Raw genomic sequence first — 12,920 nt, forward strand, 5'->3', positions numbered from 1 at the left:
ACTTACAGCTCGCTACTCGATGGCCATGAACCGGCAGGCGTCGTAGCAGGATTTGCATTTGGTGCATTTTTCTTTATCCAGTATTGCGATCTGTCCCTTTTCCCAGATGATCGCATCGACAGGGCACGCCTTGAAACAAGCCCCGCACTTCACGCACTTCTCTTCAACTACTTGCCACAGCAGAAGCTCTTTGCAGCAGTTTGACGGACAGCGCCGGTCATTGATATGAGCTTCATACTCCTCACGGAAGTACTTGATAGTGGAGAGAATCGGATTGGGCGCTGTCTGGCCCAGACCGCAGAGCGATGCCTTTTTGATGGTGCTCCCCATCTCGAGCAGCGTTTCAATGTCACCAGTCTGACCTCTTCCCTCAGTAATCCGCTCAAGGATGTCAAGCATCGCCTTCAGGCCAATGCGGCATGGAACGCATTTGCCGCACGATTCCATCCGGGTGAAGGTAAGGAAGAAACGCGCCACGTCGACCATGCAGGTGGTTTCGTCCATGACAACGAGGCCACCGGAGCCCATCATGGCGCCCGCCTTGATAAGCGAGTCATAGTCAACGGGAGTGTCGAGCACTTCAGCGGGGATACATCCGCCTGAAGGGCCACCTGCCTGAACGGCCTTGAACTTCCTGTTATTGGCGATGCCTCCGCAGACGTTATAGATAACCTCGCGTACGGTCATGCCCGCTGGGACTTCCACAAGTCCCGTGTGCTTGACTTTGCCGGTAACCGCGAAGATCTTGGTTCCCTTGGTGGTGTCCGTACCAAGAGATGCGTACCAATCAGCACCCTTGAGTATGATGTGACGTACGTTGGCGAACGTCTCAACGTTGTTGATGTTGGTCGGTTTTCCCCATAGGCCTTTGACAGCGGGAAACGGCGGACGCGGCCGGGGCATTCCCCGCTCACCTTCGATCGACGCCATGAGAGCGGTTTCCTCGCCGCAAACAAAGGCTCCTGCACCCTTCTTGATCCGAAGGTCGAAGTCGAACCCCCACCCCATGACGTTCTTGCCGAGATAGCCTTTTTCGTAACAGACGTCCAGAGCCTTCTGCAGGCGCTCAATGGCGAGCGGGTACTCCGCACGGACGTATACATAGCCGGCAGTACAACCGATTGCATACGCTGCAATCATCATCCCTTCGATGATGCAGTAGGGGTCCCCCTCAAGAATCGAACGGTCCATGAAGGCACCGGGGTCACCTTCGTCCGCATTGCAGATGACATATTTCAGCTTACCAGGCGTTGCCGCACAGAAGGACCACTTCATGCCCGTCGGGAAGCCGCCGCCCCCCCTGCCTCGAAGTCCCGACTTCTTGACCTCGTCGATAACTGACGCAGGGGTCATTTCCTTAACGCATTTTTCAATTGCCTTGAAGCCGTCCTCTTCAAGAAATGCGTCAAGGCTTTCAGGGTCGATCTGACCGCAGCCGGTCATAACAACCCTCATCTGCTGATCAACGAACGTGTTGTAGTACGGCTTTGCCTTGCGTTTCTCAAGGGGAGTCCGGTTGACGATATGCTCGTCCACGATCTTCTCAACTTCTTCAGGCAGGACGAAGTCGTACGTTACACGCCCAAGCTCGGGATCGACAATATCCACCAGAACATCGTTTGCACACAGGCCGCGACAGCCGGTCTTGATGACGTCACATCGTTTTCCGACAGTGGCGTCAACGCCTTTTTCCCCTATAACACGGAGGAACTCCGCCTCAACCTTTTTAGCACCCGCTGAGACGCCACCGGTCCCCTGACAGATCAGAATCTTTATCGCTTCGCCCATAACGCTCTATCCTCTGATGTGAATGGTTGGGTCTGTTTATTTCATCGGCCGCTGATTGTACTCGGCGACAACCTCTTCAACCTTTTGCACGGTCATCTTGCCGAACGTGTCATCATTGACCATTGCCAGCGGGGCCATCCCACATGCACCAAGGCAGGCAACCTTTTCAAATGTATAGCGGAGGTCGGGTGTTGTCTCGGCGTGACCAATCCCCAACTTCTCAAAGAACGTTTCAACGATACGAGTCGCCCCCTGAACATGGCAGGCTGTTCCGACGCACACGCGAATGATGAAACGACCGCGGGGCTTGAGATGGAACTGGGCATAGAAGGTAAGCACACCGAATATCTGACTGGGATACACATTGAGCCTCTCGGCCACCAAGTCAATGGTGGGCCGGGGGACGTATCCATACTCATCCTGAATGCCTTGCAGCACCGGCATGAGATTGCCGGGCAGGGTCAGGTACTTGTCGATCACATGGTTGGCTGGCCCGAGATCAATCTCCTCAACGGGCATTTCCTCTGTGGTTGTAGCTTCGGCCGGAGCGTTGCTCATTACACCCTCTCCTTTATTGCAGTGGCATTACCGGTCGATTTCACCAAGCACGATATCCAAGGTTCCGATGACCGCAACAAGGTCTGCAATCATCGATCCCTTGGCCATCTTTTCGATGGCCCCCAAGTTCACGAATGAGGGGGGCCTTATTCTCATCCGGTACGGCTTAGGACCTCCGTCGCTGACGATGTAGTAACCAAGCTCACCCTTGGGTGCCTCCACCGACTGGTACACTTCACCTTCGGGCACGGGGAACCCTTCACTGGCAATCTTGAAGTGATGAATAAGCCCCTCGATAGTGTTATAGACATTTTCCTTCGGCGGGTACGTGACCTGCGGAGCGTCAGCAAGCACGGGACCAGGCTTGAGCGAATCGAGAGCTTGCCGGACAATACTAACCGCTTCGCGCATTTCGATAAGTCTGACCTTATAGCGATCAAAGGTGTCACACTTCTCGCCAACGGGCACTTTGAACGAGTACTTCTCATAGCCACTGTAAGGATTGTCGCGGCGCAAATCCCAGTCAACCCCGGAACCACGGAGAGCAGGCCCGGTTATGCCGTAATCGATGGCATCCTCAGCCGATATCACACCATTACCCACGGTACGATTGACCCAGATGGTGTTTTTGGTGAGAAGACCTTCATAGGTATCGAAATGACCGGGGAAGGTATCGATAATCTCCCGCACATCCTTCTCGAACCCGTCATAGACATCGGCGGAAAGCCCGCCGACCCTGAAGTAGTTGCTGGTCATCCGTGCCCCGGATATCTTCTCATAGAGACTCATGATCATCTCACGCTCGCGGAATGCGTAGATGAAGACGGTCATGGCTCCGATATCAAGAGCGTGACAGGCGATCCACACCAAGTGGGATTTGATGCGAGTGAGCTCAGCCATGATGACGCGGATCGCCTGCGCGCGCTCAGGAATCTCGATTCCCAGAAGCTTTTCGACCGCCAACACGTAGCCGAGGTTATTGCTCATCGGCGCCAAGTAATCAAGACGATCAGTTAGAGGTATGGTCTGGTGATAGGTGCGATGCTCGGAAAGCTTCTCTACCCCCCGATGCAGATATCCGATATGCGGAGTAATCTTCTGGATAACCTCTCCATCAAGTTCGATGACCATCCGCAGAACGCCGTGTGTACTCGGGTGCTGCGGTCCCATATTGACTGTCATAATCTCAGTGCTAGCCATTTGTGCGCCTCTGTATCCTTGTGGAGTTATTTTCTCTCAGCACGCCGATAAATCAGGAAAGCCGACCCTTGTAGGGCTCACGATCAGGCCCCTGCAGGGGATAATCCTTGCGGAGCGGATGACCGACCCAGTCGTCGGCCATCAAAATGCGGCGCAGGTCGGGATGGCCATCGAACTGCACACCCATGAGGTCGTACACTTCACGCTCCAGCCAATTAGCTGAGGTCCAGACGCATGACACCGTATCGATCGTACAGTCCGCCTCAGGCACGCCCGCCTTGAGCCTGAGCCGGTCCTTGTTGGGAATCGAATACAGGTTGTACACCATCATGAAGCGCGGCTCCTGCTTCCCAAGATAATCGACAGCCGTCACGTCGGTGCAGAGGTTGTATTGCAACGACTCCTTCAGGAAACGGCAGATATCCACGATCTTCTCGCGTGCCACCGTAACTGTAACCTCGCCGCGGAATTCCTTCACATCAAGAATTGACACGGCAAATTTTTCCTTAAGCTTTATAACTGCACGATTGTTCTCAGCCATCACCGTTCGTTCCCCTTACTTAAAGTGAGATGGTCACGCTGCGGACTCAAGGCGCTCGCCAAGCCCTATGGTCGAGCCGAACGAGTTCTTGTCCTTCATAATCTTGTCCTGCAGTTTAATCAGACCGTACAGCAGAGCCTCGGGGCGAGGCGGACAACCGGGAATGTAGACATCCACCGGCAACGCAGTGTCAATCCCCTGAACAACACTATAGGTGTCAAACACCCCACCGGAACAGGCGCAGGCCCCCATCGCAACAACCCACTTGGGTTCCGGCATCTGCTCGTAGACCGTCTGAATTACCGGCAGCATCTTCTTGGTGACGGTTCCGGCAATAATAATACAGTCCGCCTGCCGGGGAGATGCCCGGAAGATGATGCCGAACCGGTCAAGGTCATTATGGGAAGCCCCCGTGGCCATCATCTCAATGGCGCAACAGGCCAGGCCAAAGGTCATGGGCCAGATGGAGGACTTCCTCGCCCAGTTCACGAGACTGTCCAGGGACGTGGTGATGAAGTTATCTCCCAGCGGCTGATCTACTCCCATTCCAGAGCTCCTTTTTTCCAGACATAAATGTAACCGACAAAGAGGATGACGATAAACAGACCCATCTCGACAACACCGAACATCCCGAGCCGCTTAAAAAGAACCGACCAAGGATACATGAACACGGCTTCAATATCGAAGAGAATAAACAGCATGGCAATGATATAAAACTTTATAGAGAAGCGCTCACGGGCTGACCCGACCGGCTCGCAACCGCACTCGTAAGGGGCGAGCTTCACCGCACTTGGCTTCTTCGGCCCTATCAGCGACGAGAAGGTTAATGAAGCCAGACCAAATATGACCGCGACCGCTACCAGGACAATGATTGGTAGGTATACTCCCAGCATTTCCAATCCCTCCACTCTTCTTTAGGGTTGTCTTCCACTGCGCTCCGAACTCTTGTTACAGCCATGACGCCGCTTTATCCGATCGCGTATACTGTATACAATTGTGGTGGAAAGTATGCCATTTAAAAAACTTTGTCAAGAAAAAAAAATTTTAATCTAACCCGGTGACTTTTCAGTATTCATGCGAATCGACACCCTTTTGCCCCCCTCTCAAAACGGCCATTTTACCCCTTGACACCAACACACCAAACATGCTAATAACCTATTAATTTTTCATCACATTTTCACACCAGAGGAAACCACCAATGCTCACAGCCCGTTCGAAGGATCTTTTCACGCAAGCCCAGGAGTTCATTCCCGGCGGAGTAAACAGTCCCGTACGCGCCTTCAAGTCAGTGGGCGCCGACCCTCTTTTCATTAAAAAAGCCATTGGTTGCACGATAACCGACGCCGACAACAACGACTATATCGATTACGTCGGTTCCTGGGGCCCCATGATCCTCGGCCACTGTCACCCCCAGGTCGTTGAGGCCGTAAAGCGGGCCGTCGAAAGCGGCAGCAGCTTTGGCGCCCCCACGGAACTGGAAATCACTCTTGCTCGAATGGTAATCGATGCGGTTCCCTCCATAGAGATGGTTCGCATGGTCAGCTCCGGAACCGAGGCGACCATGAGTGCCATACGCCTTGCCCGCGGCTACACCGGCCGCGACAAAATCATCAAATTCTCAGGCTGCTATCATGGCCATGCCGATGCCCTCCTGGTGAAAGCCGGCTCCGGAGCTGCCACCTTTGGTGTGCCTGATTCACCGGGGGTCCCGGTCGACGTGGCAAAAAACACGCTCACCGCCCAGTTCAACGACCTGGGTTCGGTTTCGAAGCTCATTGACGAGAACAAGAATGAGGTAGCGTGCATCATTGTCGAGCCGATTGCCGGCAACATGGGGACCGTTCCGCCGGGAGAGGGATTTCTCGAAGGGCTCCGCTCCATCTGCGACAGCGAGGGGATTGTCCTCATTTTCGACGAGGTCATGACCGGCTTCCGTGTTGCCTATGGGGGGGCCCAAGAACTCTACGGCGTAACCCCTGACATGACAACCCTCGGCAAGATCATCGGCGGCGGGCTTCCTGTCGGCGCCTTCGGTGGCAAAAAGGACATCATGAAGCTTCTCTCCCCGTCCGGAGGCGTTTATCAGGCTGGCACGCTGTCGGGCAACCCCCTCGCCATGACGGCCGGTATCGAGACCCTCAAGCTGCTTCAGGCAGACGGGTTCTACGAGCGACTGGAGCAAACGAGCCGCCGCCTTGCCGACGGCATCACCGAGGCGGCCAAATCCGCCGGGTACCCCATCTACCAGACCCGGGTCGGCAGCATGTTCTGCACCTTTTTCACCAGCAACGAGGTCAGGGACTGGCCCACGGCCGCAACCTGCGACACAAAGGCATTTGCCGCATTTTTCAGAATGATGCTCGAAAAGGGTATCTACCTGGCCCCTTCGCAGTTTGAAACGGCTTTTGTTTCGATCGCCCACACCGAGGCGGAAATCGAGAAGACGATTGCTGCGGCCCGGTCATGCTTTGCCGCCCTCTAACGTGAGCCGACGATTTTGATGATTGACAGGCAAGTCCGGGGTGTGGTAAGTCATTTTGGTTTGCGGCCCCTCAGGGCAGCCTCACACTACTGCCGATGAACAACGACAATCGACGACTCATTCAAACGCTTGGACTCGTTTCGAGCATGGGAATCTCGGTGGCGTTGGCCATCATTATCGGGGTGCTGATCGGCAGACAGCTTGACAAGTGGCTGGGAACTCACCCGTGGTTTTTCTTCATTTTTCTGTTCTTTGGTATCGCGGCGGGTTTTCGCAACATCTACATCATTGCCGGAAGAGCAATCAAAAAAGATGACGGCGACAAGGATTCACGAGAATAACCTCCTCACAGCCGTCGTCGTTGGTAGCTGGTTGCTTCTGGCCATCATGACGGTCGCAGGGTATCTGCTTGGTTCCGTCCAATTTGCCGGCGGCATTCTGGCCGGCGGCATTCTGGCGCTGGCAAACTACTACTGGTTGCTTCGCATCATCCGGCGTGCCCTGGGACTTGAGGCGCATCAGGCGGCACGTTTCGCCCAACTGCGGTATCTGCTGCGGTTCGCCATTCTGGCGTTCGTCATATACCTGCTGGTGGTTCACACGGGTATTGAGGTCCTGGGACTCATCCTCGGCCTCTCGTTGCTCGTAATCGTCATAACCGCTCTTGCGATTTACATGTTCGTCACTAAAGGAGATTAGCCCCATGGTTCATCCGCTTCTATTCCTGCAGTTCTTCAGGAAGCTCCTCGAACCGCTTCACATCTCTGAAGCGGGTGCAGACGCCATCGCCTACACATGGCTCATCATTGTCTGCCTGCTTATCGTGTCCCTCATGGCCACAAAAGCACTCAAAGCCGTGCCGACCGGAATGCAGAACTTCATGGAAGTCGTGATCGGTGGCATTGAAAACATGGTGGAGGAGACCATGGGCGAGAAGGGAAAACCGTATTTCCCGCTCATTGCGACCCTGGCACTCTTTGTTCTCGTTTCGAACCTGATCGGCCTGATTCCCGGCTTCTTCCCCCCCACCGCAAACCTCAATACGACGGCAGCGTGCGCTGTAATCGTATTTCTTTCAACCCATATCGTCGGCATCAAAAAACATGGCTTCCACTATCTGCAGCACTTCATGGGGCCGATCTGGTGGCTGGCCCCTCTCATGTTCTTCATTGAGATCATCGGGCACCTGAGCCGCCCCCTTTCCCTCTCGCTCCGTCTTTTCGGCAACATGAACGGTCACGAGCTTGTTCTCATGATCTTCTTCGCCCTGGCCCCCTTCCTTGTTCCCCTGCCGATGATGCTCATGGGCGTTCTGGTGTCATTCATCCAGGCATTTGTTTTCATGCTTCTCGCTATGATCTATATCCAAGGTTCGCTTGAGGAAGCACACTAATCTGCTTACACGAATCCTATACCGTTTAGGATACAACACACCAAAGGGAGGTAGTAACAATGGAATTTTTCACAATGTGCATGCTGGCGGCTGGCTTCGGTATGGCAATCGGTGCGTTCGGTACCGGTATCGGCCAAGGTCTCGCGGTCAAGAACGCCGTTGAGGGCGTTTCCCGCAATCCCGGCGCTTCCGGCAAGATCCTCACCACCATGATGATCGGTCTGGCCATGATCGAGTCCCTTGCCATCTACGTTCTCGTCGTGTGCCTCATCATCCTCTTCGCCAACCCCTACAAGGATGTGGCCATCGAGCTTGCCAAGGCTGTCGTGAAGTAAGGACCGTCTTTCTTTCGAGACAGAAAAGGGTGGGGCCCGACGGCCCCACCCTTTTTTCACGTGGTCTCTGTGATTTCGGCTACCGCACGGTTGCCTTCAGATACTCGACCAGCAGCCGCACCCCGACACCGGTGGCACCTTTCGGCTGATACGGCCGCCCCTTTTCCTCCCACGCAGTGCCGGCGATATCAACATGAGCCCATCGGCTCTTGCCCACGAAACGCTGTAGGAACCATGCAGCAGTAATGGTTCCAGCATGGGGACCGCCCGCGTTTTTCAGGTCAGCCACATCACTTTTCATAATCTCGCCATACTCGTCCCACAGGGGCAGCTCCCACAGCCGTTCGCCCGTCGCCTCCCCTGCCCTGCGCAGCAACTTGACAAGGGCGGTATCATTTCCCATGATCCCCGATGCGGCACTCCCGAGCGCCACAAGACAGGCCCCCGTCAAGGTTGCCAGATCGATGACCGCGGCAGGTTTGAAGCGCTGAGCGTAAAACAGGGCGTCGCTGAGTATCATTCGACCCTCGGCATCAGTATTGACGATTTCCACGGTTTGGCCGGACATGGTCCGGACGATGTCGCCCGGTTTGTACGCCCCTCCCCCGGGCAGGTTTTCGGCTGCCGGGACGAGCCCGATGACGTTCACCGGCAGCCGTAGCCCCGCCACGGCCATCACGGCCCCCATAACGGCCGCTGCGCCTGCCATGTCGTCTTTCATCCTCTCCATGCCCTCGCGGGGTTTGAGCGATATACCGCCCGAGTCGAACGTGACCCCCTTTCCTACCAGGACCGTGGGGCGCTTATCCGCACTCCCTCCCCGATAGTCGAGAACGATGAAACGGGGAAGCTGATGCGATCCCTTGGCAACCGAGAGAATTCCCCCCATGCCCTGACGCTCCATCTCGTCACGGTCGAGGACCGTGCAGGCAATGCCGAGCCGGGCCGAAAGCTCAAGGGCCTTTTCCGCCAGAAACAGGGGAGTAGCCACGTTGCCGGGCTGAGAAACGAGATCGCGGGCAAAGGATACAGCCTCGCAGATAGTTGCATCATCTGCGAGCAGGCGTTCGGCATCGGCAGTATCCGCCCCCGGCTCAAAGAGGCTGACTATCTCCGCCACGGCAGCCGTAGTGTCCGGCTTCGTTTTGTAGCTATCGAAGGAATAGGCACCAAGGGACAATCCCTGGGCAATATCCGCTACTGACGTGGGCGGGACACCAGCAGCCCGATGCACGACCGAGGCGGCACGGGTGACGCCGGCACCTTTCAAGGCTTTTACGGTGCTCCCTCCCGCCTGGCGCAGCCGCTCGGGAGTCAGCGCGCCGGAATTGCCAAGCCCCACGAGAACAATACGTTCCGCAGGAATACGACCCAGCGTATGAAGGACCATAACCCGATTCAGCTCCCCGGAAATCTCTCGGCGCTGAATAAGCGATGCGATGGCGCCCTGAAGGATCTCGTCGATACGCGCCAGAATGGGGTCATCCAACGGGTTGTCTTCGCGGCAGCCGACCAGCAGCGCCGCGCAGGGGAATGTCGTGTAATCGGTTGCCTCTACTGAAATAACCATGGGTATCTCCTTGGAATCAACAAAGAAGGGGCATGTCCGCGGACATGCCCCTTCTTCTTAAGTATGGAGCCGGGCTATTCGACCCGGATTGCCAGGAAGTGGTTACCCCCGCCGCGGCGCAGGAGGAAACGGACAACATCTCCTTTTTTCACTGCCCGGATCGCTGCTTCATAATCCGCCAGCGTAGCAATGGGACGCCCCCCTATCTCCCGAACGATATCACCCGGCAGGATTCCGGCCTCCCCGGCCAGACTTCCCGACTTCACTCCCGTGACCACGACACCCTGGGTCTCCTTGAGCCCCATACGGGCGGCAAGATCGCGCGTCAGTTCCCTGACTGCCATGCCTAGCTTGTCCTCGCCGTTCTTCTGATCGGCCTCGTCGCCCGCATCCGCCAAGCGCCCGACCGACACCTCGACATCCTGCACCTTACCATCACGCAGCACCTTGACTGGCGCGGCCTTCCCCACCGGGGTGGCGGCTACGATACGGGGAAGCTCGTTCATCTCCCGGATCTTTTTACCGTCGAACTCAAGAACGATGTCCCCACTCTTGAGTCCGGCCTTGGCAGCGGGACCATCCTTCACCACGTCGGCGATGAGCGCGCCCCGCTCTCCATCGAGGCCGAACGAGCGGGCCAGATCAGGGGTTATGGGCTGAACCGTCACCCCCAGCCAACCGCGGATGACCTTGCCCTTTTCCTCGAGCTGGGGAATGACGTCCTTGGCCATGTTGATGGGGATGGCGAAACCGATCCCCTGACCGCCCGCGATGATGGCGGTATTGATGCCTATGACCTTGCCTTCGGCACTGAAAAGGGGCCCTCCCGAGTTACCCGGGTTGATGGAGGCATCGGTCTGGATGAAATCGTCATAGGGACCGCTGCCGATGACGCGGCCGGTGGCGCTGACGATGCCGGCGGTAACGGTCTGGGCAAGGCCGAAGGGATTGCCGATCGCCATCACCCACTCGCCCACTTTGATTTCATCGCTGTTGCCGAGACTCGCCACGGGGAGTTGATCCTTGGATTCTATCTTGATGAGAGCCAGGTCCAGCTTTTCGTCGGCCCCTTTCAATTCCGCCTTGAACTCGCGGCCGTCGGAGAGGCGAACCTTGATCTCGTCGGCGCCGGCAACCACATGGTTATTGGTGATGATAAAGCCCTGATCGCTGATGATGAACCCGGAACCGAGGCTCCGCTCCCGCTGCTGACGGCGAGGCGCCTCGTCAAAAAAGCGATCAAAGAAATCATGGAACGGGTCGTTGAAGGGAGAGGGTTGGCGACGGGGGCGGGCTGTCTGGGCCGGGCTCTTGGATGTGCTGATGTTGACGACGGTTGGTTTCAGCTTTTCGGCAAGCGCGACGAAATCGGGAGCCATGACCTTGGCGGGGACTTCTCCCGCAGACAGCGCCATCAGGCAGATGACAGCGAGCATAGCCTTAAGGAACCGCAGGGACATCACTTTCATACGGACCTCCTCGGTAAAATTGACCCGATAAATGTAATAACCAGGGGGGTGTTTGTCAACTGCAGGACGGCTGAACCCCTTGCAGATGCCGCACTGGCGGTGTTTTTTCTTGCCTCGCCCCATGGATGTGCTAGTATTGCAGCAGTCAAAACCACGCGAAAAGGCCCGATGAAAAAGGTTTATCTCCTCACTGCTCTCTTGATCGCGCTGAACTTACTGGCGGCCGCGCGGATCGCCGCCGGACTGATCTCCTATCGCCTGGCCCGGACGGCACCGCCTACCGCAATGGGTGCGACCGGCCCCTCCACCACAGCCGTTTCCGACGACATTCTGAGTTTTGCTCCCATTCTTGACCAGGGACTGTTCGGCCGGGCGACACAGGGAAAACTGACTCCCCTCGCCGCACCTGTCCAGGGGGCGGCGGGAGCCCAGCAGCCTGCGCCGGTCCTTGGGGATTTGGCCTTGCTGGGAACGGCCCGCGGCTCGTTCCGGGAGACATTCGCCCTCATCCGCCGGGCAACGCCGCCTGAAGAACGGGTTTTTCGTCTGGGCGACACCGTGTTCGGCGTCGGTCCGCTCGTGGGAGTCCAGAAGGAAAGCGTGGAAATCCTCGCCAGCGGGCGAAAGATTCGCCTCACAACCCCCCTGGCCATGGGGATAGAACCGACATCCGCCCCTCCTCCCCCGGTTGCCGCACCGCAAACCGGTGCGGTTCAGGTGGGGGCGGGAAGCTACGTGATTGATCAGCGAGCGCTCAACGCCGCCCTCGAAAACCTTGGCCAGGTGATGACCGATGCACGGCTCCTGCCGAGCGTAAAAGAGGGCAAAGTGGAGGGCTTCCGGATTTCAGAGGTCAAGCCTGCTGGAGTGTTTTCAATGATCGGCATGCGGAACGGGGACATTCTGCTCCGCATCAATGATCTCCCCGTGGACTCACCCGAGCGCGCCATCCAATCGCTGGCATCGCTCAAGGGGCAGAACCGCATCAAGCTCGATCTGGTCAGGGACGGCCAGCCGACTTCGTTTAACTACGATATACGATAAGCACAATGACGGCTTCGCTTTGCGCTGGCGGCAGAGCTCCTTCCCAGGGGACAGTGGCAAGCGCGCAGGGGCACGGTCATTGTGAATAACGTGCGGAGGATTTCCGTGAAGAAACGCTTCCTGAACCTGCTGACCGCTGCCGTCCTGGCCTGCGCCCTTCTTGCACCGCTGCCGGCGAGTGCCCGGGGGGTGGTTCTCAATTTCAACGACGTGGACATCGCCACCATGGTGAAGTTCATCAGCGACCTGACCGGCAAGAATTTCGTCCTGGACGAGCGGGTGAAGGGAAAGATATCCATCTACTCCCCCTCCAAGCTGACGCCGGATGAAGCGTTCAACCTGTTCACATCGGTTCTGGAACTGAAGGGGTTCACCCTTGTCCAGGCCGGCAAGGTCTACAAGGTGGTTCCTACGGCGGCAGCCAAGCAATCGGGCATGAAGCTTCTGAGCGACAAGGACCGCCTCCCCGTGAGCGATGCCTATGTGGCCCGGGTGATCCCCCTGGAGCGCATCTCCGCCCAGGAAGCGGTGGGCTTTCTC

At 56.8% G+C, this 12,920-nt stretch carries 14 protein-coding genes and 1 pseudogene; 7 read left to right on the plus strand and 8 right to left on the minus strand.

What is annotated here, in order from left to right; all coding sequences use genetic code 11:
* Positions 1–12: 12 nt before the first annotated feature.
* The 6 genes from nuoF to AC6CDK_RS07425 are packed head-to-tail and all read right to left on the minus strand — an operon-like array spanning position 13 to position 4,980.
* Positions 13–1,788 (minus strand): NADH-quinone oxidoreductase subunit NuoF, encoded by a 1,776-nt coding sequence (nuoF, locus tag AC6CDK_RS07400; RefSeq protein ID WP_039647896.1) that lies wholly within the window; start codon positions 1,786–1,788, stop codon positions 13–15.
* 36 nt (positions 1,789–1,824) lie between these two features.
* Positions 1,825–2,346 carry an NADH-quinone oxidoreductase subunit NuoE family protein gene (locus AC6CDK_RS07405; RefSeq protein ID WP_039647894.1) on the minus strand — a complete coding sequence of 174 codons (522 nt, stop codon included), beginning with the start codon at positions 2,344–2,346 and terminating at the stop codon, positions 1,825–1,827.
* Positions 2,347–2,373: 27 nt separating this feature from the next.
* Positions 2,374–3,546, minus strand: coding sequence for an NADH dehydrogenase (quinone) subunit D (nuoD, locus tag AC6CDK_RS07410; protein WP_039647892.1), 1,173 nt, complete (start codon positions 3,544–3,546; stop codon positions 2,374–2,376).
* 52 nt (positions 3,547–3,598) lie between these two features.
* A complete protein-coding gene (locus tag AC6CDK_RS07415; protein ID WP_039647890.1) occupies positions 3,599–4,087 on the minus strand; it encodes an NADH-quinone oxidoreductase subunit C in 489 nt (162 codons plus the stop codon).
* 33 nt (positions 4,088–4,120) lie between these two features.
* Positions 4,121–4,633: an NADH-quinone oxidoreductase subunit B gene (locus tag AC6CDK_RS07420; RefSeq protein WP_039647888.1), complete on the minus strand. Its 513-nt coding sequence runs from the start codon at positions 4,631–4,633 to the stop codon at positions 4,121–4,123.
* Entirely contained in the window at positions 4,624–4,980 is a 357-nt protein-coding gene (locus tag AC6CDK_RS07425) for an NADH-quinone oxidoreductase subunit A (RefSeq protein ID WP_039647886.1), read from the minus strand. Before AC6CDK_RS07425 ends, AC6CDK_RS07420 begins: the two co-directional genes overlap by 10 nt.
* 305 nt (positions 4,981–5,285) lie before the next feature.
* On the opposite strand from AC6CDK_RS07425, the gene hemL reads away from it, so the two are divergent.
* From hemL to atpE, 5 genes are all read left to right on the plus strand, one after another.
* Positions 5,286–6,569, plus strand: a complete 1,284-nt coding sequence (hemL, locus tag AC6CDK_RS07430; RefSeq protein WP_192904971.1) for a glutamate-1-semialdehyde 2,1-aminomutase — start codon at positions 5,286–5,288, stop codon at positions 6,567–6,569.
* 95 nt (positions 6,570–6,664) lie between these two features.
* Complete coding sequence (locus tag AC6CDK_RS07435) at positions 6,665–6,910, plus strand: AtpZ/AtpI family protein (RefSeq protein WP_039647883.1); 246 nt, start codon at positions 6,665–6,667, stop codon at positions 6,908–6,910.
* Complete coding sequence (locus tag AC6CDK_RS07440; RefSeq protein ID WP_192904972.1) at positions 6,882–7,268, plus strand: ATP synthase subunit I; 387 nt, start codon at positions 6,882–6,884, stop codon at positions 7,266–7,268. Before AC6CDK_RS07435 ends, AC6CDK_RS07440 begins: the two co-directional genes overlap by 29 nt.
* Positions 7,269–7,272: 4 nt before the next feature.
* Positions 7,273–7,962 (plus strand): F0F1 ATP synthase subunit A, encoded by a 690-nt coding sequence (locus tag AC6CDK_RS07445; protein WP_039647880.1) that lies wholly within the window; start codon positions 7,273–7,275, stop codon positions 7,960–7,962.
* A gap of 59 nt (positions 7,963–8,021) precedes the next feature.
* On the plus strand, positions 8,022–8,297 hold the full coding sequence (gene atpE / locus AC6CDK_RS07450) for an ATP synthase F0 subunit C (protein ID WP_010941001.1): 276 nt from the start codon (positions 8,022–8,024) through the stop codon (positions 8,295–8,297).
* Positions 8,298–8,376: 79 nt separating this feature from the next.
* Here atpE and AC6CDK_RS07455 read toward each other — a convergent pair whose 3' ends face one another.
* A complete protein-coding gene (locus AC6CDK_RS07455; protein WP_192904973.1) occupies positions 8,377–9,867 on the minus strand; it encodes a leucyl aminopeptidase in 1,491 nt (496 codons plus the stop codon).
* 74 nt (positions 9,868–9,941) lie between these two features.
* On the minus strand, positions 9,942–11,336 hold the full coding sequence (locus AC6CDK_RS07460; RefSeq protein WP_039647877.1) for a DegQ family serine endoprotease: 1,395 nt from the start codon (positions 11,334–11,336) through the stop codon (positions 9,942–9,944).
* Between the two features lie 168 nt (positions 11,337–11,504).
* Here AC6CDK_RS07460 and gspC point away from each other — a divergent pair, with 168 nt between their 5' ends.
* Together gspC and AC6CDK_RS07470 are read left to right on the plus strand one after the other, a co-directional pair.
* Entirely contained in the window at positions 11,505–12,380 is an 876-nt protein-coding gene (gene gspC / locus AC6CDK_RS07465) for a type II secretion system protein GspC (protein ID WP_039647876.1), read from the plus strand.
* 105 nt (positions 12,381–12,485) lie between these two features.
* A pseudogene (locus tag AC6CDK_RS07470) lies at positions 12,486–12,920 on the plus strand (type II secretion system secretin GspD); the annotation flags it as partial.

The sequence above is a fragment of the Geobacter sp. PheSNFMC genome (genome assembly GCF_059620965.1).

What these genes read in the sequence shown, in the direction of transcription:
- nuoF (WP_039647896.1), bottom strand. Translation starts at nt 1,788, where the DNA reads ATGGGCGAAGCGATAAAGATTCTGATCTGTCAGGGGACCGGTGGCGTC.
- AC6CDK_RS07405 (WP_039647894.1), bottom strand. Translation starts at nt 2,346, where the DNA reads ATGAGCAACGCTCCGGCCGAAGCTACAACCACAGAGGAAATGCCCGTT.
- nuoD (WP_039647892.1), bottom strand. Translation starts at nt 3,546, where the DNA reads ATGGCTAGCACTGAGATTATGACAGTCAATATGGGACCGCAGCACCCG.
- AC6CDK_RS07415 (WP_039647890.1), bottom strand. Translation starts at nt 4,087, where the DNA reads ATGGCTGAGAACAATCGTGCAGTTATAAAGCTTAAGGAAAAATTTGCC.
- AC6CDK_RS07420 (WP_039647888.1), bottom strand. Translation starts at nt 4,633, where the DNA reads ATGGGAGTAGATCAGCCGCTGGGAGATAACTTCATCACCACGTCCCTG.
- AC6CDK_RS07425 (WP_039647886.1), bottom strand. Translation starts at nt 4,980, where the DNA reads ATGCTGGGAGTATACCTACCAATCATTGTCCTGGTAGCGGTCGCGGTC.
- hemL (WP_192904971.1), top strand. Translation starts at nt 5,286, where the DNA reads ATGCTCACAGCCCGTTCGAAGGATCTTTTCACGCAAGCCCAGGAGTTC.
- AC6CDK_RS07435 (WP_039647883.1), top strand. Translation starts at nt 6,665, where the DNA reads ATGAACAACGACAATCGACGACTCATTCAAACGCTTGGACTCGTTTCG.
- AC6CDK_RS07440 (WP_192904972.1), top strand. Translation starts at nt 6,882, where the DNA reads ATGACGGCGACAAGGATTCACGAGAATAACCTCCTCACAGCCGTCGTC.
- AC6CDK_RS07445 (WP_039647880.1), top strand. Translation starts at nt 7,273, where the DNA reads ATGGTTCATCCGCTTCTATTCCTGCAGTTCTTCAGGAAGCTCCTCGAA.
- atpE (WP_010941001.1), top strand. Translation starts at nt 8,022, where the DNA reads ATGGAATTTTTCACAATGTGCATGCTGGCGGCTGGCTTCGGTATGGCA.
- AC6CDK_RS07455 (WP_192904973.1), bottom strand. Translation starts at nt 9,867, where the DNA reads ATGGTTATTTCAGTAGAGGCAACCGATTACACGACATTCCCCTGCGCG.
- AC6CDK_RS07460 (WP_039647877.1), bottom strand. Translation starts at nt 11,336, where the DNA reads ATGAAAGTGATGTCCCTGCGGTTCCTTAAGGCTATGCTCGCTGTCATC.
- gspC (WP_039647876.1), top strand. Translation starts at nt 11,505, where the DNA reads ATGAAAAAGGTTTATCTCCTCACTGCTCTCTTGATCGCGCTGAACTTA.